Here is a 20,458-nt window from a genome sequence, read left to right as displayed (position 1 = left end):
ACCATCGGCTTTCCGCGCAACGGCCATCCTAGCAAGCCTTTCCTCTTAATGCCCGAAATGGGTGGCTTTCTGCCAATCCGCCTTCGTGCACAGGTTTGTTTAAGCGGACAGTGACGTCCGCTCAGTCCTGATCCGTTGCAGATCATCGTATAACTGGCACTGAATGCCGGCTTGAAGGATTTCAGCCAATCTCCTGCGCCTCTCTAGCGTTTCCTCGGATCAAATCACGCCCGGCATAGATGCCGCCAACGGCCTCCATGTCGAGACGCTCGGCGTCGCGGCGGCGGACCTCAGCCATGACTGCCGTGGCTGCCTCTGGCTCGTCGCCGATCGTCAGAAGCGCCTGTTCGCCAAAGGCCAGCGCAGACTCGAACGTCTCGCGAAGCTGGAATGCGACACCAGCATGGATCAGTTCAATCGCGTGCTCACGGTCGCGGGCGCGGGCGAGAACGGGGACAAGCGGGAACTCGGCTTTCGCGATTTCGGCGATGTGCTTGGCTACAGCACGGTCGTCGATACAGATCAGGATCGCGCGTGCGTTCGCTGCCCCAGCGGCGTGCAGGATATCGAGCCGAGCGCCGTCGCCGTAGTAGACTTTGAAGCCGAACGCCTCTGCGACGCGGATATAGGCGGCATTGGTGTCGATAATCGACACGGAGCAGCCACGCGAGATCAGCGGTTGGCTGACGATCTGGCCGAAGCGCCCAAAACCGATGATCAGGGCACTGCCGGCGAGGTTTTCCGGCACATCAGCGCCTTCCATCGAGACGGATGCTTTCGGACCGAAGCGGCCGAAGGCTATCACCATTAGGGGCGTCAGTGCCATCGACAGGATGATCGTCGCCGTAAGGATCGCGTTGGTGGTGCTGTCGATAATCCCGGCGCTGGTTGCAGCGGCGTAGAGCACGAAGGCGAACTCGCCGCCCTGTGCCATCAGGGCCGCTCGCTCCATGGCCTCGGGATGCGAGGCGCGCAGAGCTCGGGCCACCCCGTAGATGACAAGGCTCTTCACGAACATGTAGGAAGCGACGCTTGCAAGGATCAGTGCCCAGTTCGCGCCGATGACGGTTAGATCAAGGGACATGCCGACGCCGAGGAAGAACAGGCCGAGCAGGATGCCCCTGAACGGCTCGACATCCGCTTCGAGCTGATGGCGAAAGCTCGATTCCGAGAGCAGGACACCGGCTAGGAAGGCACCCATTGCCATTGACAGGCCGCCGAGCTGCATGGCGAGCGCCGAGCCAAGTACGACCAGCAGGGCCGCCGCCGTCATGACCTCCCTCGCCTTGGAGGCGGCTAGGAGACGGAACATCGGGTTGAGCAGCCAGCGTCCGGCCGCGATCAGCGCCGCAACGGAGCCTAGGGCGATACCGATGGTGTAGAGGCGATCGACCGTGCTCGTCTCCTGGCCGCCGGGCGCCAGAAAGGTGACGACCGCGAGCAGCGGGACGATGGCAAGATCCTCCAGGAGAAGGATTGCGACGATGCGCTGTCCCTTCGGCGTCGACAGCGAGCCGCGCTCTTCGAGGAGCTGCATGACGATCGCCGTCGAGGTCAGGACGAAGCCGGTGCCGGCTACGAACGACACGGCGATCGGGAACCCCATCGCGACGCCGACGAGGGTGAGGGCCGCCACGCAGGCGCCGACCTGTGTAAGGCCGAGGCCGAAGATCTCGCGCCGCATCCCCCAGAGCCGCGACGGCTCCATCTCCAGCCCGATGATGAAGAGAAACATCACAACGCCGAGTTCGGCGACATGCAGGATCGCATGGGCATCCGAGAAGAGGCTGAGGCCGAAGGGGCCGATGACAAGCCCGGCCACGAGGTAGCCGAGGACGGAACCGAGTCCGATGCGCTTGAACAGCGGGACCGCCACGACGCCCGCGGCGAGCAGGGCCACGACCTGGACGAGTTCGCTCAAGGCGCCGGATGCTTCAACAGCCATTGCATACACCTGTCATTTTTTTTAGAAGCTTGGGGGCGTGGGCGGAGTCCTTGGATAGCGACAGGCCGAGAGCTCACGTCGCTTAGGTCTTGCTCCTTGCCGCCCTTTTTTGAGGTGACCTCTTTGTCGAGGTGCCTCCGGCCATCGTCAGGGGTACCGGACCGGCGGAGGGTTTTCCGGAAGTGGGATGAACTCGGATTCGCCAGGCACGGTGTCGAAGCGAGCTTGCCGCCAGTCTTCCTTGGCTTGTTCGATCCGCTCAAGACGTGAGGAGACGAAGTTCCACCAGAGATGACGTGGGCCATCCATCGGCTCGCCTCCGAGGACCATGAAGCGTGCCGCCTCAGTCGCTCGAACGCTAATGCGGTCGCCTGGACGGAAGACCAGTAGCTGACCGGGGCCGAACCCGTCACCCGCGATCTCGATGGCGCCAGAAATCGTGTAGATCGCTCGCTCGTCGTAGGTTGGGTCGATGGGTAGGACGGCACCCGCTTCGAGCGCCACGTCGGCGTAGACCATTGGACTTGAGGTCCGAACCGGGGATTTGATGCCGAAGGCCTCGCCGGCGATTAACCGGACAGTCTTGCCCTCGCCGGTCAAGACCGGCAGCGCCTCGGCCTCGTAATGCTCGAAGGCCGGAGCGTTCTCCTCGTCCTTGCCGCTGAGCGCGACCCAACTCTGGATGCCGAACAGCTTCGAGCCGCTCTGCCGGAGATCGGACCCCGTGCGCTCCGAATGGGTAATGCCGCGACCCGCGGTCATCCAGTTCAGCTCGCCCGGACGGATCGGCAGCTCCGTACCGAGGCTGTCCCGGTGCATGATCTCGCCGTCGAACAGATAGGTGACGGTCGACAGTCCGATATGGGGATGTGGACGCACGTCCATCCCTTGTCCGAGCAGGAACTCGGATGGGCCCATCTGATCGAAGAAGATGAAGGGACCGACCATCCGGCACTCGGTCGAGGGAAGAGCCCTCCGCACGGCGAACGAACCAAGATCACGCGAACGCGGAACGATCAACGTCTTGATGGCATCACAGGTAAAGTGATCACCGGGGATGGGGTCTTCCGCGCTGTGCCAACTCATTGCCGATCCGCCTCTTGCTTCGTGCGATTGACGACTGAAGCGGATTGCAGAGCAAACCCGGCTACAACGCTCACCGCCATCTTGGCCACCTGTTGGGAGGCGAGCCGGTGTTGAGAGGCGAGCCGGGTTACCCGGCTCGCGGTGACAGCTTCAGCCGCGTGCAAAAGCCAGCAGGTCTGGGTTGATGATGTCGGGATGCGTCGTGCACATCCCGTGCGGAAGGCCCTCATAGGTCTTCAGGGTTCCGTTCTTCAGCAGCGGGTGGGCGAGCAGCGCCGAGTCGGCAATCGGCACGATCTGGTCGTCGGTGCCGTGCATCACCAGCACCGGGACATCGATCGCCTTCAGGTCCTCTGTGAAGTCCGTTTCCGAGAATGCCCTGATGCAATCGTATTGCGCCTTGGCGCCGCCCATCATGCCCTGCCGCCACCAATTATCGACGGCTCCCTGCGAGACCTTCGCACCGTCACGATTGAACCCATAGAACGGGCCTGCCGGAACGTCGCGATAGAACTGAGCACGGTTCGCGATGAGGGCGGCGCGGAAGCCGTCGAACACCTCGATCGGCAGACCGCCCGGGTTGCGCTCGGACTTGACCATCACGGGCGGCACCGCCCCGATCAGCACCGCCTTGTCGACGCGGCCTGCCTCTGCGCGGGCGACGTAGTGAGCAACTTCACCGCCTCCGGTCGAGTGGCCGACATGGATCGCACTCTTCAGGTCGAGAACCCCAACCAACTCGGCGACGTCAGCCGCGTAGGTGTCCATCTCGTTGCCGGCCGCCGTCTGTGACGAGCGGCCATGGCCGCGGCGATCATGTGCGATCACGCGATACCCATGACCAAGGAAGAACATCATCTGGTTGTCCCAGTCGTCGCCGCTAAGCGGCCAACCGTGATGAAAGACGATCGGCTGCGCGTCCTTCGGACCCCAATCCTTGTAAAAGATCTCTGCGCCGTCCTGGGTCGTGAAAGTGGGCATGTCGCTTCTCCGTGTGGTGAAGTGGAAGCGCCTCGTTTGGCGCGGTGTCGAAGCGGTGAACCTCAAGCGGCCGTGGGTGTCTGCGGGATCGCTCCCTTGAAGGCGCTGTAGCTTGTCATCAGGTTGCGGTAATCGGGGATGTGAGCGGCCAGCAGAGTCGCTAGGCCTTCGACGTCGCGGCGCCAGTCACGGTGCAGTTCGCACGCCACGCCGAACCAGTTGATGAGCTGCACCCCGGCCGACGACATCCGGATCCAGGCCGCATCGCGCACGCCCTCATTGAAGGTGCCGGACGCGTCCGTGACCGCGAAGACCTCGTAGCCATCCGCGATCGCCGACAGCGCGACGAAGGCGACGCAGACCTCCGTGACTACTCCGGCCAGGATGATCTGCTTGCGGCCCGTCGCATTGATGGCGGCAACGAAGTCGGGATTGTCCCAGGCGTTGATCTGGCCCGGTCGCGCGATGTAGGGCGCATTGGGAAACTTCGCCTTCAGCTCCGGCATCAGGGGACCATTGGGACCGTCTTCGAAGCTCGTGGTCAGGATCGTCGGAAGCTTGAAGTAGGCGGCGAGATCGGCAACCGCCAGAACGTTGTTTTTGAACTGATCGGGGTTGTAGTCGCGCACGAGCGACATCAACCCGGCCTGATGATCCACGAGGAGGACCACGGCTTGGTCAAGGTCGAGGCGGGTGTAGGGCTTGCTTATCATCGTTTCCATCGATCGAGGTGCGGCGCGTTTGCAGTGCAACAATTATGCGCTTATGTGACAGTCGTAAAACAGAAACGATAGAAACTCACCGTTTCTGGAACATGCCTGATGCGCCTACCTGACTTCGAAGCGTGGGCCATCTTTTCCAAGGTGTTCGAGACCGGCTCGTTCAGTCGGGCTGCCACTGAACTCGGGTTGTAGAAAGCGACGGTCTCGAAGGCCGTCAGTCGCTTGGAGGCACGCATCGGTGCCCGTCTGTTCCATCGCACCTCGCGCAAGCTCGCCCTGACGGAGGCTGGACAGGCCACGAAGGACAGCGCCGCACGAATCTTGTCCGAAGGAGAGGCCGCCGAGGTCCAGGCAATCGCTGGAGCTTTGGAACCTCGTGGTTTAGTGCGGCTTGCCGCGCCGATGTCGTTCGGTGTGATGCATGTCGCGCCGCGACTGCCTCCATTCCTGAGCCAGTACCCGGCCGTGTCGGTCGATCTGCACATAAGTGATGCTTTGGTCGACCTTATCGGAGGGGGCTTTGATATCGGCTTGCGGATCGCGGCTCTGGCAGACTCCTCGTTGCGGGCTCGCCGGCTCTGCGCGATCCGTCGATCGCTGGTGGCGACGCCCGGGGCGAAGATGAGCGGCACGAAAGCCTGAGCCGTGACCGAAGCGCGCTCACGCTTCCAGATTTTGGCATAGCGCCGAACGGCATCGTAGCCGCCCTCGTAGCCGAGCCCGCGCAGCGCCTCGTAGTTTCGGATCAGCNGAAGCGCGCTCACGCTTCCAGATTTTGGCATAGCGCCGAACGGCATCGTAGCCGCCCTCGTAGCCGAGCCCGCGCAGCGCCTCGTAGTTTCGGATCAGCGTCAGCCGCTCGCGGGCGGACTTGCCGGCGTTGGTGGTCAGCATCCGATCGAGATCGTCGCGCCACGGTCCGAGCTTGGGCAGCGGCTGCACTTCGCGCTCGTAGGCGAAGGCGGTGGCCCCCGACCGGATGACCTTCCGGACCGTGTTGCGGAAGACGTGCAGGTCGCGGACGATGTCCTTGATCGCGCGGCCGCGGGTGAAGAACTCGCGCCAGATGCGCGCAATCGTGTCCACGCCCTTCATCCCCCTACACCACCCTTCCGGCCGTACCGGAGAGCAGTCTGCGAGAACGAGCTTAGGGGGTTAGAATTGGACGCCGATCCCCCACCTCACGGGGTCAAAGTTGCACGCCGATACACATCAGGTCCGAGATCGCCCGACGCAGACGCAGGTTCTCAGTCTCCAGAGACTTCAGCCGCTTGACCTGATCACCCTTCAGACCGCCGTACTCGGACCGCCAACTGTGAGACCCTGTTTCATAAGGCTCGGGCGATCCGTCTGACGAGGATCATGGCTGCGGCGAGGACGAAGAAGGCGAGCGCAGAGGACGGAGTAGCCTCGTGGTCGCGGGCCAGCCTGCGGCAGCGGGCGATCCAGCCGAAGCTCCGCTCGATGACCCACCGCCTGGGCTGCACCGCGAAGCCCTTCTGGCCCTCCTTCTGTTCGACGATCTCGACCGGGATGGTCGTGGCCGCGCCAACGCGCTCGCCGCGATAGGCTCGGTCGGCAAAGCAGTGGGCCAGAAAGGGGAACAGTCGACGCGAGGCGCGAAGCAAGGCAATCGCGCCGTGGCTGTCGTGCAGGTCAGCGGGTGAGACCGCAGCCACGAGGAGACGGCCGTCCGTATCCGTCAGCGCGTGGCGTTTGCGCCCGACGACCCGCCGGGCCGGATCGTAACCGCGCTTGCCGGCCATCCCCACGCCCCCTGAGCGGGCAGCTTGCGCATCGACGACGCAGCCGGTCGGGCTTGCCTCGCGTCCGACGCGCTCGCGGTCGGCCATCGTGAGGGCATGGGCGAGACGCTCGAACACGCCTGTCTGCGAGAGGCGCAAGAACCAGCGATGCACCGTGCTCCACGGCGGGAAGTCCAGCGGCAGATGCCGCCACGCGCATCCTGTCCGCAGCACGTACAGGATGCCGTCGAAAACCGCCCGCAGGGGCCGGCGCCATGGGCGGCCTGTGCTGGACGGCGCAGGCAGAAGCGGCGCGAGCACCGCCCACTCGGCCTCGCTGAGGCTGGTTGCGTAAGGCAGGCTCTCGCGCGCAAGCTCGGCGCGGGCGGCGGGCGTCCACATCGGGGTTCCTGGATGAGCGTCAGACACTCTCCCAACGCCCGCGATGCTCGCCGCTCACCCAAAGCTAAGCTGTTCTGCCTGTTATGAAACGGGGTCTCACGACCCAACCCAACCATGCCGACCACCATCAGCACTTTCCCAAAGCGGCCGTTTGTCTGCCCTCCGGCAACTTCGGTTAGGGGTAGATTTCGTTGAAAAACTGGTTCTCGGCCGAGATTGGAGCGTGGGCGGGATGAGAGTTCGTCCTTGGGCCGGGTATCGGAGGCCGGCCAATTGGAGTCTGCGGAGACACACAATGATACAGTCATAGTGCTATTCAAGTCCGATCGCTAGACTTTATCTTGCGCCGGCCGTCGAGCCATGCTCGGGCATCTCTAAAAAATTTCAAAACATTCAATCGGGCGAGGGAGATTTAGGAACATCAGGACGCGTGATTGCAGAACGACGCAAAGCTGGTCATCCTACACGCGGGTGGTTACGGCGGAGGCGCACTGATGGCGCGGAGCGGTGCCGATGATTGGGTTCGGGCCGAGGGTCTGGTGGAGGGCGAGCGGTCGCATGCGCAACGTGATACGCAGCAAGGCTCGTCGTTGCATTACGGGCGTGTCGCTAACCCGTACACGGCCCTGGGCCTCGCTGTCGATCATCTGATGTCGAAGCCGGCCTACGCATCGATCGGCTTCGTGGCCTGGTCGAAGGTGTTAGCGGGACAGATTAACCGCGGCCATTATGTGCTCGTGCTTGATGAGAAGAGCCAGGTCGTCGGCATGTTGGGGTGGGCTTACGCCAATCGGGAAGCGGCTTGGAGCTGGGCTTCTGGCGATGGCGGCTTGGGCGACGGCCGATCAGGCGATTGTATCGTGTTCAACGTTTGGTCGGCCAACAGCCGGGCCGTCAAGGTTCTTCTGCTCAGGGGGGCACGGCGCGCCATCATGGGGAGGCGTGAGATCGTTTATCGCCGCCTCTACCCGGACGGGCGGTTGCGACCGGTGCGGCTGTCCGTGAACGGGTTCGTCGCGAACCATCTGGCCAGACCCGATGAAGCGTCGTCCGCACACGCCTCTCGTTCGAAGGAGCATTCGCATGGCTGACTTCTACGGCACTCAGGGCGCCGACCAAATTACACGGCGCAATCAAGGCTCGGAAATAATCTACGGGCTAGGCGGAAACGATATCATTGATGCCGATAATGGACTTGATACGATATACGGGGGCGATGGCGATGACCTAATCACCGGCGACATTTTTCCCGATGTTTATGGACGGATTGACGCCTACGGCGAAGCGGGTAACGACAAATTCGTGGTTGGCTACGGAGTTACGTTCGATCAGATCGATGGCGGGGGTGACATCGATACTATTGAGCTGCTTTATAACAGCTCCACTGTCTACCTCCCATATAATGGCCGATACGGATACCTCTACCAGTTCTACAATGGGCAATGGACCGAGGGCGTCAGCCTCACCTCGATTGAGAACGTCGTTGGCGGTTACGGCAACGATTACATCTCTGGAAACGGTAGCAACAATGTCATTGAGGGTGGCTTCGGGGCCGATTACATTCTCGGCGAGGCTGGCGCGGACACGCTGAATGGCGACAGCCGCTTTAGCAGTGACTCCGCAATCGATACCGTCAGCTACGAAAGCTCGTCAGCGGGCGTGCAGGTGGGAATCAACGGGCGTGGGCGCGGCGGAGACGCCGAAGGCGACGCACTGTCCGGCTTCGAGAACCTCATCGGCTCGCAGCACGGCGACCAACTCCAAGGCGACCCCTTCGGCAACCGCCTTAGTGGACTCGGTGGGGACGACACGATCAAGGGTTTCGCTGGCGACGACGTGCTCGATGGCGGCGTGGGCGCTGACCTGCTTCAAGGCAGCGTCGGCAACGATGTTTACATCATCGACGAGTTCGACATCGTGGATGAGACGACCCTGAATGCGAACGGCATCGACCGGGTCGAGGCCGCCGTGTCGGTCGACCTGTCGAACGCGTCGCGTTTCAAGGGCAGCATCGAGGATGTCCTACTCACCGGCACGACTGCGGCGAATGTGACGGGCAACGACCTCGCCAACACGATCACCGGCAACGGGGAAAGCAACGTGCTGGCCGGCGGGGGTGGTAGCGACACACTGATCGGCGGAGGCGGCAGAGACATCCTGAGAGGTGGATCGAGCGACGATACCTACGTGGTCGACAGCACGGACGACGTTATCGACGAGGGATTAACCGGTTCAAACGGCCTCGACACCGTCCGCAGCTCGGTCTCGTTCAGCCTCGCGGGTTCAACCACGCTGTTCGGAGACGTCGAGAGCCTTGTCCTCACGGGTACGGAGACCTTGTCCGGCACCGGAAACGGACTTGCCAACGCAATCACCGGCAATGACGGCGCCAATCTTCTGAACGGCGGGGGCGGAAATGACACGCTTTCGGGCGGCGGCGGGATTGACCGGCTTCTCGGCGGAACGGGCGTCGACTGGCTCGATGGCGGCGAGGCGGCCGACATCCTTCAAGGCGGCGCGGGCGACGACACCTATCTGATCGATGCGACCGACGAGGCCGACGAGAGCGTCGCGGGCTCAAGCGGGATCGACACCGTCGTTGCCGACTTTACCGTCTCGCTTACCGGCAATGCCAGGTTGAAGGGCAACATCGAGAACTTACGCCTGGCGGGCACGGGGAACATCGACGGAACGGGCAACGCACTGAACAACGTGATTAACGGCAACCGCGGCGTGAACGCGCTGTTCGGTCTGGACGGCGATGACACGTTTGGCGGCGAGGGTGGCGGCGATAAGCTCTACGGCGGCCGAGGTGACGACACCTACTACCTAAATTCGGACGATACGATTATTGAGAGTGCGGGCGAAGGCAGCGACAGGCTGATCTTCTACTACGGGGGCAACGGCTTCACGCTCGGCGCGGGCGTCAGCGTCGAAGTTATGGAGATGGACCGCTCGGTGACCGCCACCGCCCGCGACCTTACGGGCAATGAGATCGCACAGACGCTGCGCGGTAACGGTTTCGCAAATAGGCTCGACGGTGGTACCGGTGTCGACACCATGTCCGGCGGAGCAGGCTCGGACACCTACTACGTCGACAACGTCGGCGACAAAGCCGTCGAGGTCACCGGCGCTGTCGGTACCGATCTCGTCTACGCCTCGGTGTCGTACTCGCTNGGCTCGGACACCTACTACGTCGACAACGTCGGCGACAAAGCCGTCGAGGTCACCGGCGCTGTCGGTACCGATCTCGTCTACGCCTCGGTGTCGTACTCGCTGGGCGGCTCGGATCTGGAGAGCCTGATCCTGACCGGCACCGGCAATCTCAATGGGACCGGCAACTCCATCGCCAACACCCTTACCGGCAACGGCGGCGCCAACGTCCTCAACGGGCTCGGCGGAGCCGACATAATGATCGGCGGGGCTGGGTCCGACACCTACTACGTCGACAATGCCGGCGACCGTGCCATCGAGGCCGACAGCGCGATCGGCACCGATCTCGTCTACGCCTCGGTATCGTACTCGCTCGCCGGATCGCATCTGGAGAACCTGACGCTCACCGGCACCGGTAGCCTCAATGGGACCGGCAACTCGCTGACCAACGTCATCAACGGCAACGCTGGCGCCAACGTCCTCAACGGGATGGGTGGTGCTGATACAATGTCCGGCGGGGCGGGCTCGGACACCTACTACGTCGACAACGTCGGCGACAAAGCCGTCGAGGTCACCGGCGCTGTCGGTACCGATCTCGTCTACGCCTCGGTGTCGTACTCGCTNGGCTCGGACACCTACTACGTCGACAACGTCGGCGACAAAGCCGTCGAGGTCACCGGCGCTGTCGGTACCGATCTCGTCTACGCCTCGGTGTCGTACTCGCTCGCCGGCTCGGACCTGGAGAGCCTGATCCTGACCGGAACCGGCAATCTCGCTGGGACCGGCAACTCCATCGCCAACACCCTCACCGGCAACGGCGGCGCCAACGTCCTCAACGGGCTCGGCGGAGCCGACATAATGATCGGCGGGGCTGGGTCCGACACCTACTACGTCGACAACGTTGGCGACAAAGCTATCGAGGCCAGCGGCGCCGTTGGCACCGATCTCGTCTACGCCTCGGTGTCGTACTCGCTGGGCGGTTCGGATCTGGAGAGCCTGATCCTGACCGGCACCGGCAATCTCAATGGGACCGGCAACTCCATCGCCAACACGCTCACCGGCAACGGCGGTGCCAACGTCCTGACCGGCGGTTCCGGGGCGGACACCTTCGTGTTCAGGACGGCGCTGGGCCCGAGCAACCTCGACCGCATCACCGACTTCTCGGTCATCGACGACACGGTGCAACTCGCGCGCAGCGTCTTCACGGCGCTGGGAGCCGATCCCCTGGCCGAGGCGGCGTTCAAGGACCTCTCCACCGGATCAGCCGATGCCAGCGACCGCATCCTCTACGATAAGGCGACGGGAGCCTTGTCCTACGACGCCGACGGCAGCGGCCTGGCCTCGGCCGCGGTGCAGTTCGCCACCATCGACACCAAGGCCGCCCTCACCCACCTCGACTTCTTGATCGTATGAGCCAAGCGACATCGCAGCCGGGTCGATCCGAGCCGACCCGGCTGCGGAGCAGAGGAGATGCTTTCGATCTAGGTCGAAAGGGCCATTTTAACGGAGACGTTCCACCACCCGTCAAAGCGGCTCTATCACGTCGTAAAAACGACCGTTTTCCCGACGCTGGTGAGAGGCAGGTACTGAACCCACCAAAACGGCCGCGTTTCTGTCGGGAAAATATGACCGGTATTCTATTGCGGATCAAACGCTCCTGACTCACTACCCCGACATGCTCGTCGGATATGCCCGCGTCTTCACCCTCGATCAGAACCTCGACCTCCAGCGCAATGCGTTGAGCAAAGTCAGCTGATCAAGCGGACATTCAGTTGGATCATAGCCGCTGCTGCAGGCTAGCCCGCAATCACGAGGCCACCGTCTCTTCCGCGCTCGTTTTCATAGTGCACGTTGCAATCATCATCTTGATCACATAGCTAGTCGATGTAATATCGTACAGCATCTAGATTGAATAAACCTATCAAACATTGCGCTTTTTTCCTGAAAGATAAATCAATTTGGTATCTTACATCAAGGCGATGCCGCCAGCCTGTGTATCACCGCTGCCACATAATATTCGCGCATGACGGCGCGGGTGTCGAATTTTTGCCCAAGTGCCATTGCGTGTGGTTATTGACTTTTGGCGAACGCCTTCGTGGGTGATGCGCCTCGTTTCATAAGGCTTCTGCCTTTAACGACGCCGCTGGCGTCACACGCGGATCACATCAATGTCGGTCACGTTCAACAACGCCGTCGACGTCATGACCGGCACTGGTCCCTATTCGGTGACGACGGCGGACGTGAACGGAGACGGCAAGACCGACTTGCTAGTCGCCAACAGCAGCGGCGACACGATCTCGGTGCAGCTGGGCAACGGCGATGGTAGCTTTACCGGCGCCGCTGACGTTGCAACCAGCAGCGTTCCCTATTCGGTGACGACAGCGGATGTGAACGGTGACGGCAAGACTGATCTGATCTTCACCAACTACGATAGCCACACGGTCTCGGTGCGTTTGGGCAACGGCGACGGCAGCTTTACCAGCGCAGACGACGTCGCAACCGGCTTAAACCCGCGCTCCGTGACGACGGCGGACGTGAACGGGGACGGCCGGACCGACCTGCTCGTCGCCAACCAATTTAGCAACACGGTCTCGGTGCGTCTGGGTAACGGCGACGGCAGCTTCACCAGCGCCGCCGACGTCTTCACCGGCAGCCGTCCCTTCTCCGTGACGACGGCGGACGTGAACGGGGACGGCAAGACCGACCTACTCGTTGCCAACGCATTCGGCGATAGGGTCACGGTACGGCTGGGCAACGGTAACGGCAGCTTTACCGCCGCCGCCGACGTCTTCACCGGCAGCCGTCCCTTATCTGTGACGACGGCGGACGTGAACGGGGATGGCAAGACCGACCTGCTCGTCGCCAACCAGGACATCAACACGGTCTCGGTGCGTTTGGGCAACGGCGACGGCAGCTTCACCAGCGCCGCGGACGTCGCAACCGGCAGCGCTCCGCGCTCTATAACGACAGGGGACGTGAACGGAGACGGCAAGACCGACATGCTCGTCGGCAACAGCGGCAGCGACACGGTCTCGGTGCATCTGGGCAACGGCGACGGCAGCTTCAACAACGCCGCCGACGTAGCAACCGGCAGCCGTCCCTTTTCGGTGACGACCGCGGACGTGAATAGAGACGGCAGGATCGACCTGCTCGTCGCCAACTACAACAGCAGTACGGTTTCGGTACTGCTGGGTAGCGAAATCACGGCGGCGACGGAGATTTTGACCAACACGACACAAATTGGCCCACAGAAGGCTGGCGATCAGATCACCTTCACCCTCGTCACCGAAGCTCCGGTAACGGCTTCAGGTAGCCCACGATTGACCCTGAGCAACGGCGCCGTTGCGACCTATTCGGGTGTGGATGCTCAATCGCGACCGCAATTCACCTACACGGTAGCGGCCGATAACGACACGAGCGATCTCGCAGTTACGGGACTCGATCTCAACGGCGGCGCGCTCGGTGTGCAAGGCCAGACCAGCTTCGGCATTGCGTCGAGCATCGCAACTGGCAGCACACCCTACTCCGTCACGACGGCGGACGTGAACGGGGACGGCAAGACCGATTTGCTCGTTGCCAACGCGAACAGCAACACGGTCTCGCTGCAACTGGGAAGCGGCGACGGCAGCTTCATTAGCGCCGCAGACGTCGCAACCGGCGACTCTCCTTTTTCGGTGACGACGGCGGACGTGAACGAGGACGGCAAGACCGACCTGCTCGTTGCCAACGCGGGCAACAATACAGTCTCGGTGCGGCTCGGTAACGGCGACGGCAGCTTCACCAGCGCCGCCGACGTCGCAACTGGCGACATTCCCTATTCGGTGACGACGGCGGACGTAAACGGTGACGGCAAGACCGATTTGCTCGTTGCTAACGCAAACAGCAACACGGTCTCGGTGCGGCTGGGCAACGGCGACGGTAGCTTTACTAATGCCGTCGACGTCGCAGCCGGCAGCGGTCCCATCTCGGTGACGACGGCGGACGTGAATAGGGACGGCAAGACCGACCTCCTCGTCGCCAACTTGAACAGCGACACGGTTTCGGTGAGGCTGGGCAACGGCAACGGCAGCTTCACCAACGCTGTTGACGTCCCGACTGGTGGTATACCTCAATCGGTGACGACGGCGGACGTGAACGGGGACGGCAAGACCGATCTGCTCGTTGCCAGCTTGGGTAGCAACACGGTCTCGGTGCGTCTGGGCAACGGCGATGGCAGCTTCACCAACGCAGCGGACGTTGCAACCGGCAGCGTTCCGCGCTCAGTGACGACGGCGGACGTGAACGGGGACGGTAGGATCGACCTGCTCGTCGCCAACCAGAGCAGCAATACGGTCTCTGTGCGGCTGGGCGACGGTACTGGCAGCTTCACTAGCGACTTCGACGTTTCAGCCGGCGGTAGTCCCTTTTCGGTGTCGACAGCGGACGTGAACGGGGACGGCAAAATTGACCTGCTCATCGCTAACGTCGGCAGCGATACGGTCTCGGTTGTACTCAACACCTCGACCAGATCAGCGTCCTTCGATCCAAACAGCCTCACCACGGCGATCGGCAGTGACACGGGGCTCGATGTCGATACGATTGCTCCGCTCCTGACGGCGGCCCTGGTCACGGATAGCGGGGCCGCCGGAAGCGATGGCCTCACCAACGATGCCACGCTGGCGACCGTGGTCTCGGACACCAACGGCGCCACCCTGAGCTACAAACTCGACGACGCGAGCACCTTCACGTCGAGCTACGACCCGACCACGTTGTCGGATGGGGCGCACACGGTGGTGGTGCGAGCCACCGATGGTGCCGGCAACGTCACCGATGAGACCGTGAGCTTCACCCTCGACCAGACCGGGCCGGTGCTGACGGCGGCTCTGGTCACGGACAGCGGAGCCGCCGGAAGCGACGGCCTCACCAACGATGCCGCGTTGGCGACCACGGTCTCGGACACCAACGGCGCCACCCTGAGCTACAAGCTCGACGACGCCACCACATTTGCGTCGAGCTACGACCCGACCGCGCTGGCGGATGGGGCGCATATGGTGGTGGTGCGCGCCATCGACGGTGCCGGCAACGTCATCGATGCGACCGTGAGCTTCACCCTCGACAAAACGGCGGCCACGGTGGCGTCGGTGACGGCCTCCGCGGTCGGCCTCATGGCGGGGGCGGGCACACTGACGGTCGGCCAGTCCGTGACGTTGACGCTGACGTTGTCCGAACCGGTCACCCTGTCCGACGCCGACGACTTTCGACTGACGCTGAATGACGGCGGTGTCGCCCTCTACGACGCTGCGGCCTCGACCACCACGCAACTCGTCTTCACGCACACGGTCGAGGTCGACCGGATCAGCGCCGACCTCGCGGTTACCGGCGTGGTCCTCGGGACCACCACGATCCGCGACGGGGCCGGCAATGACGCTGACCTTTCCGGCCTCGTCGGCAATCCCGCAGGCACGTTGGTCATCGATGGCTACACCGGCACAGCCGCGGCCGAGACTTTCCTCGGCACCACCGGTGCGGAGACCTTCCGGGGTCGCTCCGGCAACGACACCTACCGGATCGATAACGCCGGCGATGAAGTGATCGAGGCGGCAGGCGAGGGCACCGACACGGTCGAAGCCTCCATCACCTACACGTTGGCCGACAACGTCGAGACCCTGACGCTGACCGGCTCCGACGCCCTGGACGGTACCGGCAACGAACTCGCTAACCGCATCACGGGCAACAGTGCCGCCAACATCCTCGATGGTGGTGCGGGCGACGACGTCATCGAGGGCGGCGAAGGCGCAGACACGTTGATTGGCGGCAACGACAACGACACGTTGACCGGTGATCTGGGCAACGACGTCATCGAAGGTGGTGACGGTCTCGATCAGATCATAGGAGGAGATGGCGACGACATTCTGAGCGAAGGCGGAGCCGCCGGCGGCGTTTTTGGCGGTGCGGGTGACGACCTCATCAAGATTGGCGTCGATGAGTATAACAACGGTTTTTATGTCGATGTAATGGTGGGTGGCGATGGCTACGACACCGTCGAGATTGCTTCGGACTCCGTCGTCGTATTGCAGGGGCTCTATCCCGGCGCCGGCTACGACGGCTGGTTCTCCGAAATTGAGAAAGTGGTATTGGTTGGAACGTCGGGTATCGATGCTTTTGGTCAGACGGAGAACCTTCTGGTCGAAGGCGGCTCTGGCTCAAACTCCATCGGAGGCGGTTCCGGCAACGATACGATCACTGCTGGTTCAGGTGACGATACGCTGGACGGCGGTGCGGGCACCGACGACCTGACGGGCGGACTTGGCGACGACCGCTTCTACGTCGAGAACATCGGCGACCGGGTGATCGAGGTAGCAGGCGAGGGTACCGATCGCGTGCTGACCAGCATCAGCTACACGCTCTCGGCCGGACAGGAGATCGAGCGGCTGGAGGTGCTGGACGCCGCCAGCACCACAGTCGTCAACCTCACCGGCAATGAGTTTGCCAACACCCTGGTGGGCAATGCCGGTGCCAACAGCCTGACCGGCGGGGCCGGCGCTGACGTGATGGAAGGTCGAGCCGGCAACGACGTGTACTCCGTCGAGGACCTTGACGATCAGGTGATCGAGGCCGTTGGCGGTGGCACAGACCGGGTGCTGACCAGCGTCAGTTATACGATCGCCGCTGGTCAGGAGATCGAGAGGCTCGACACCACCAACGACGCGGGCACGAATTCAATCAATCTTACCGGCAACGAGATTGCCAACGTCATCACCGGCAATAGCGGCGCCAACGTCCTCGATGGGCTCCTCGGTGCCGATACGATGTCGGGCGGGGCGGGATCGGACACCTACTACGTCGACGACGTCGGCGACCGCGCCATCGAGGCCAACGGCGCCGCCGGTACCGATCTCGTCTTCTCCTCGGTGTCGTACTCGTTGGGTGGCTCGGAACTAGAGAACTTGATCCTCACCGGGACCGGCAACCTCAACGGCACCGGCAACTCCGTTGCCAACGTGATCACCGGCAATGCCGGCGCCAACGTCCTCAACGGGCTCGGCGGGGCTGACACGATGTCTGGCGGGGCGGGCTCGGACACCTACTACGTCGACAACGTCGGCGACCGCGCCATCGAGGCCAACGGGGCTGCGGGTACCGATCTCGTCTACGCCGCGGTGTCGTACTCCCTGGCTGGATCACATCTCGAGAACCTGACCCTGACCGGGACGGGCAACCTCAGCGGGACCGGCAACGGCCTCGCCAACGTCATCACCGGCAACAGTGGCGCCAACGTCCTCAACGGGCTCGTCGGAGCCGATACGATGTCCGGCGGCGCGGGCTCGGACACCTACTACGTCGACAACGTCGGCGACAAAGTCATCGAGGCCACCGGCGCTGTCGGCACCGACCTCGTCTACGCCTCGGTGTCGTACGGGCTTGGCGGCGCGGATCTGGAGACCCTGATCCTCACCGGCGCCGGCAACCTCAATGGGACCGGCAACGGCCTCGCCAACGTCATCACTGGTAATGCCGGCGCCAACGTCCTCAACGGGCTCGGCGGGGCTGACACGATGTCGGGCGGGGCGGGATCGGACACCTACTACGTCGATAACGTCGGCGACCGCGCTATCGAAGCCACCGGCGCTGCAGGCACCGATCTGGTCTACGCCTCGGTGTCGTACTCGCTCGCCGGGTCGGACCTGGAGAACCTGTCGCTGACCGGCACCGGCAACCTCAATAGCACCGGCAACTCGCTCGCCAACGTCATCACCGGCAATGCCGGCGCCAACGTCCTCAACGGCGGTCTCGGGGCCGACACGATGTCCGGCGGTGCAGGCTCGGACACCTACTACGTCGACAACGTCGGCGACCGCGCTGTCGAAGCCACCGGCGCTGTCGGCACCGATCTCGTCTACGCCTCGGTGTCGTACTCGCTGGCCGGAGCGGAACTGGAGGCACTGATCCTCACCGGCGCCGGGAACCTGAACGGTACCGGCAACTCCATCGCCAACACGCTCACCGGCAACGGCGGCGCCAACGTCCTCGACGGCCAGGGCGGCAACGACCTCCTGACCGGCGGTGCCGGGGCGGACACCTTCGTGTTCAGGACGGCGCTGGGGTCGGGCAACCTCGACCGCATCACCGACTTCTCGGTCATCGACGACACCGTGCACCTCGCGCGCAGCGTGTTCACGGCGCTGGGAGCCGGTCCCCTGGCCGAGGGGGCGTTCAAGGACCTCTCCACCGGAGCGGCCGATGCCAGCGACCGCATCATCTACGATAGGGCGACGGGAGCCTTGTCCTACGACGCCGACGGCAGCGGTATGGCTTCGGCCGCGGTGCAGTTCGCCACCATCGACAACAAGGCCGCCGTCACCCACCTCGACTTCTTCATCGTGTGAGCCACGCCGCGTCGCAGCCGGATTGATCCGAAGCTAACCCGGCTGCGATGCCAATGAGACGCCACCGCCCCACGTCGTATGCATAGGTTGTCCGACGTCAGCACCTGTGGGACAGATTGAGGGTCTTCACGAACGGAGAATGGCTAGTTCATCGTAGCCCCTGAGGAGCGAAGATGAAGCAGACATCCGGACCGGCCAAGAAGCCGGCAGAAGCGGTGATCAAGGACATCCGTCGGGCCACACGTCGGCAGTTCTCGTCCGAGGAGAAGATCCGCGTGGTACTGGAAGGCTTGCGTGGCGAGGACAGCATCGCCGAGTTGTGCCGGCGCGAGGGGATCGCCGCCTCGATGTACTACGGCTGGTCCAAGGAGTTCCTGGAGGCTGGCAAGAAGCGCCTGTCCGGCGACACCGCTCGTGCGGCCACCACGGATGAGGTGCGGGATCTGCGCCGCGAGACGGGGGCGCTCAAAGAGGTCGTGGCTGATCTCGTCCTGGAGAATCGCCTGCTCAAAAAAGCATGAGCGGGGCTGGGGGCGACGAGGCATGAGGTATCCGGCCCCCGAGAAGCTGCAGATCATCCGGCTCGTCGAGCAATCCCACCTGCCGGTGCGTGCCACCCTGGACAAGCTCGGCATCACGCGCTCGACGTTTTACCGCTGGTACGACGCCTACCAGCGCGGCGGCCCCGAGGCGTTGAATGACCATCCCTCGCGGCCGAGCCGGGTCTGGAACCGCCTGCCTGCGGAGATCCGCGAGCAGATCGTGGCCCTGGCCTTGGAGCAGCCTGAACTCATACCAATTCTCATTGATCAGCACCCATGGGCCCATCGGCGCAGTCCGATGGACATGATGCGCCAGGGTTGGGCGATGAGCTTGTTCCAGGCGTCGCANATACCAATTCTCATTGATCAGCACCCATGGGCCCATCGGCGCAGTCCGATGGACATGATGCGCCAGGGTTGGGCGATGAGCTTGTTCCAGGCGTCGCAGCAGTGATCGAGGATGTCGTCGTAGGATTGGAAGATCCGGTTTCCGAGCCAGTTGTCGCGAAGGAACTGCCAGAGGTTCTCGACCGGGTTGAGTTCGGGTGAGCGCGCCGGCAGGGGCAACAGGGTAATGTTGTCGGGAACCGGCAGCTTCCTGGTGGTGTGCCAGCCGGCTTGATCGAGCAGGAGGACGGCGTGGGCGCCAGGAGCCACGGTCGCCGAAATCTCTTCGAGGTGGCGGGCCATGGCCGACGTGGTGCAACGGGGCATGATCAGGCCCGCGCCCACGCCTCTGGCCGGGCAGATCGCCCCGAAGATGTAGGCCGAGGCCGTGCGCTGGTCCTTGGGGGCCGAGGGTCGCGTTCCGCGCTTGGCCCAGCGTCGGGTCAGGGTGTTCTTCTGGCCGACACGGGCCTCGTCGCAGAACCAGACTTCTACCGGCTTGCCGCCGACAGCCTGCGCGATGTCCGCCAGACGGTCGGGGAAGTCTTTTTAAAAACAGCCGTGGCGTCCGGATCCTGGGCGTGATGGCGCGGGCGGGCTGAGAGCTTGCGGTAGCCCATGGCCCGTAAAACTCGGCTCAAGGTCTGCTCGGAGACCGACACGCCGTGATCCTCGGACAGGATCTGGGCCAGATCGCACAACCGCCACCGCACCACACCGTGTGCGGCCGGCGTCGGTCCGTGGTCGACCAGCGCCTTGAGGACATCGCGCTGGTCGGCGTTCAGGCGCGGACGGGCCCCGGGGGCCTTGCCGTCGATCAGCCCGTCCGGTCCATCGGCGTTGAAGGCCACAACCCAGTCGCGCACCGTCTGCAGCCCGACCCCGCCGATCTCGGCCGCCTCCGAGCGCAGACCACCCGCGGCGATCACCGACAGCGCCAACAGGCGGCGGGTCTGCGCCGGATCACGCGAACTCTTGGCCAGACCGCGCAAGGCCTCGGCATCGAAGTCCGATCGCAGCGGCACCGGAGCAGCCATCGCATCCTCCTCAGGCTCCAAACCCAAGGAAGGAATCACGACCGAGATGCTGACGCTACCCCGCGTGAGTCCTGCTCAGCGAGGCTTGGTAT

Annotated in this window: 9 protein-coding genes and 5 pseudogenes; 7 read left to right on the top strand and 7 right to left on the bottom strand. The window is 63.4% G+C overall.

The annotated features are described in order from the left end of the window. Positions 1-181 precede the first annotated feature (181 nt). From ASG40_RS08330 to ycaC, 4 genes are all read right to left on the bottom strand, one after another. Positions 182-1,945, bottom strand: a complete 1,764-nt coding sequence (locus tag ASG40_RS08330; protein ID WP_055883508.1) for a monovalent cation:proton antiporter-2 (CPA2) family protein — start codon at positions 1,943-1,945, stop codon at positions 182-184. Positions 1,946-2,092: 147 nt separating this feature from the next. Beyond that, a complete protein-coding gene (locus tag ASG40_RS08325) occupies positions 2,093-3,031 on the bottom strand; it encodes a pirin family protein (protein ID WP_055883505.1) in 939 nt (312 codons plus the stop codon). A gap of 150 nt (positions 3,032-3,181) precedes the next feature. Beyond that, positions 3,182-4,012, bottom strand: coding sequence for an alpha/beta fold hydrolase (locus tag ASG40_RS08320; RefSeq protein ID WP_055883501.1), 831 nt, complete (start codon positions 4,010-4,012; stop codon positions 3,182-3,184). Between the two features lie 62 nt (positions 4,013-4,074). Further along, entirely contained in the window at positions 4,075-4,725 is a 651-nt protein-coding gene (gene ycaC / locus ASG40_RS08315) for an isochorismate family cysteine hydrolase YcaC (protein WP_200938187.1), read from the bottom strand. 108 nt (positions 4,726-4,833) lie between these two features. Between ycaC and ASG40_RS08310 the strand changes: the two are divergent. Next, a pseudogene (locus ASG40_RS08310) lies at positions 4,834-5,346 on the top strand (LysR family transcriptional regulator); the annotation flags it as partial. A 139-nt stretch (positions 5,347-5,485) separates the two neighbouring features. On the opposite strand, the pseudogene ASG40_RS08305 reads toward ASG40_RS08310, so the two are convergent. Further along, a pseudogene (locus ASG40_RS08305) lies at positions 5,486-5,829 on the bottom strand (IS21 family transposase); the annotation flags it as partial. A 233-nt stretch (positions 5,830-6,062) separates the two neighbouring features. Then, positions 6,063-6,881 (bottom strand): IS5 family transposase, encoded by an 819-nt coding sequence (locus ASG40_RS08300; RefSeq protein ID WP_055883496.1) that lies wholly within the window; start codon positions 6,879-6,881, stop codon positions 6,063-6,065. 434 nt (positions 6,882-7,315) lie between these two features. On the opposite strand from ASG40_RS08300, the gene ASG40_RS21130 reads away from it, so the two are divergent. The 6 genes and pseudogenes from ASG40_RS21130 to ASG40_RS21650 form a co-directional block, all read left to right on the top strand. Beyond that, positions 7,316-7,972: a hypothetical protein gene (locus tag ASG40_RS21130; protein ID WP_156387624.1), complete on the top strand. Its 657-nt coding sequence runs from the start codon at positions 7,316-7,318 to the stop codon at positions 7,970-7,972. Next, a pseudogene (locus ASG40_RS22530) lies at positions 7,920-10,057 on the top strand (beta strand repeat-containing protein); the annotation flags it as partial. The gene ASG40_RS21130 and the pseudogene ASG40_RS22530, both read left to right, overlap by 53 nt. A gap of 88 nt (positions 10,058-10,145) precedes the next feature. Continuing rightward, positions 10,146-10,657 (top strand): annotated as a pseudogene (locus ASG40_RS22525) (calcium-binding protein); the annotation flags it as partial. Position 10,658: 1 nt separating this feature from the next. Then, positions 10,659-11,447: calcium-binding protein (locus ASG40_RS21850; protein ID WP_210168790.1), on the top strand; the 789-nt coding region annotated here is incomplete at its 5' end. 755 nt (positions 11,448-12,202) lie between these two features. Next, positions 12,203-18,400 carry an FG-GAP-like repeat-containing protein gene (locus ASG40_RS08285; protein ID WP_055883483.1) on the top strand — a complete coding sequence of 2,066 codons (6,198 nt, stop codon included), beginning with the start codon at positions 12,203-12,205 and terminating at the stop codon, positions 18,398-18,400. A 173-nt stretch (positions 18,401-18,573) separates the two neighbouring features. Continuing rightward, positions 18,574-19,198: pseudogene (locus ASG40_RS21650) on the top strand (helix-turn-helix domain-containing protein); the annotation flags it as partial. 110 nt (positions 19,199-19,308) lie between these two features. Here the strand turns inward: ASG40_RS21650 and ASG40_RS20420 are convergent. After that, positions 19,309-20,405 (bottom strand): IS630 family transposase gene (locus ASG40_RS20420; protein WP_156387622.1). Its coding sequence is split into 2 segments (ribosomal slippage): positions 19,309-19,874 and positions 19,874-20,405, totalling 1,098 coding nucleotides; the frame shifts between segments, so codons are not numbered across the junction. Positions 20,406-20,458 lie beyond the last annotated feature (53 nt).

This window comes from Methylobacterium sp. Leaf399 (genome assembly GCF_001424525.1).
GTDB lineage: Bacteria > Pseudomonadota > Alphaproteobacteria > Rhizobiales > Beijerinckiaceae > Methylobacterium.
Note: the sequence above shows the minus strand (reverse complement) of the source record. Positions and strands in the feature narration are given on the sequence as shown.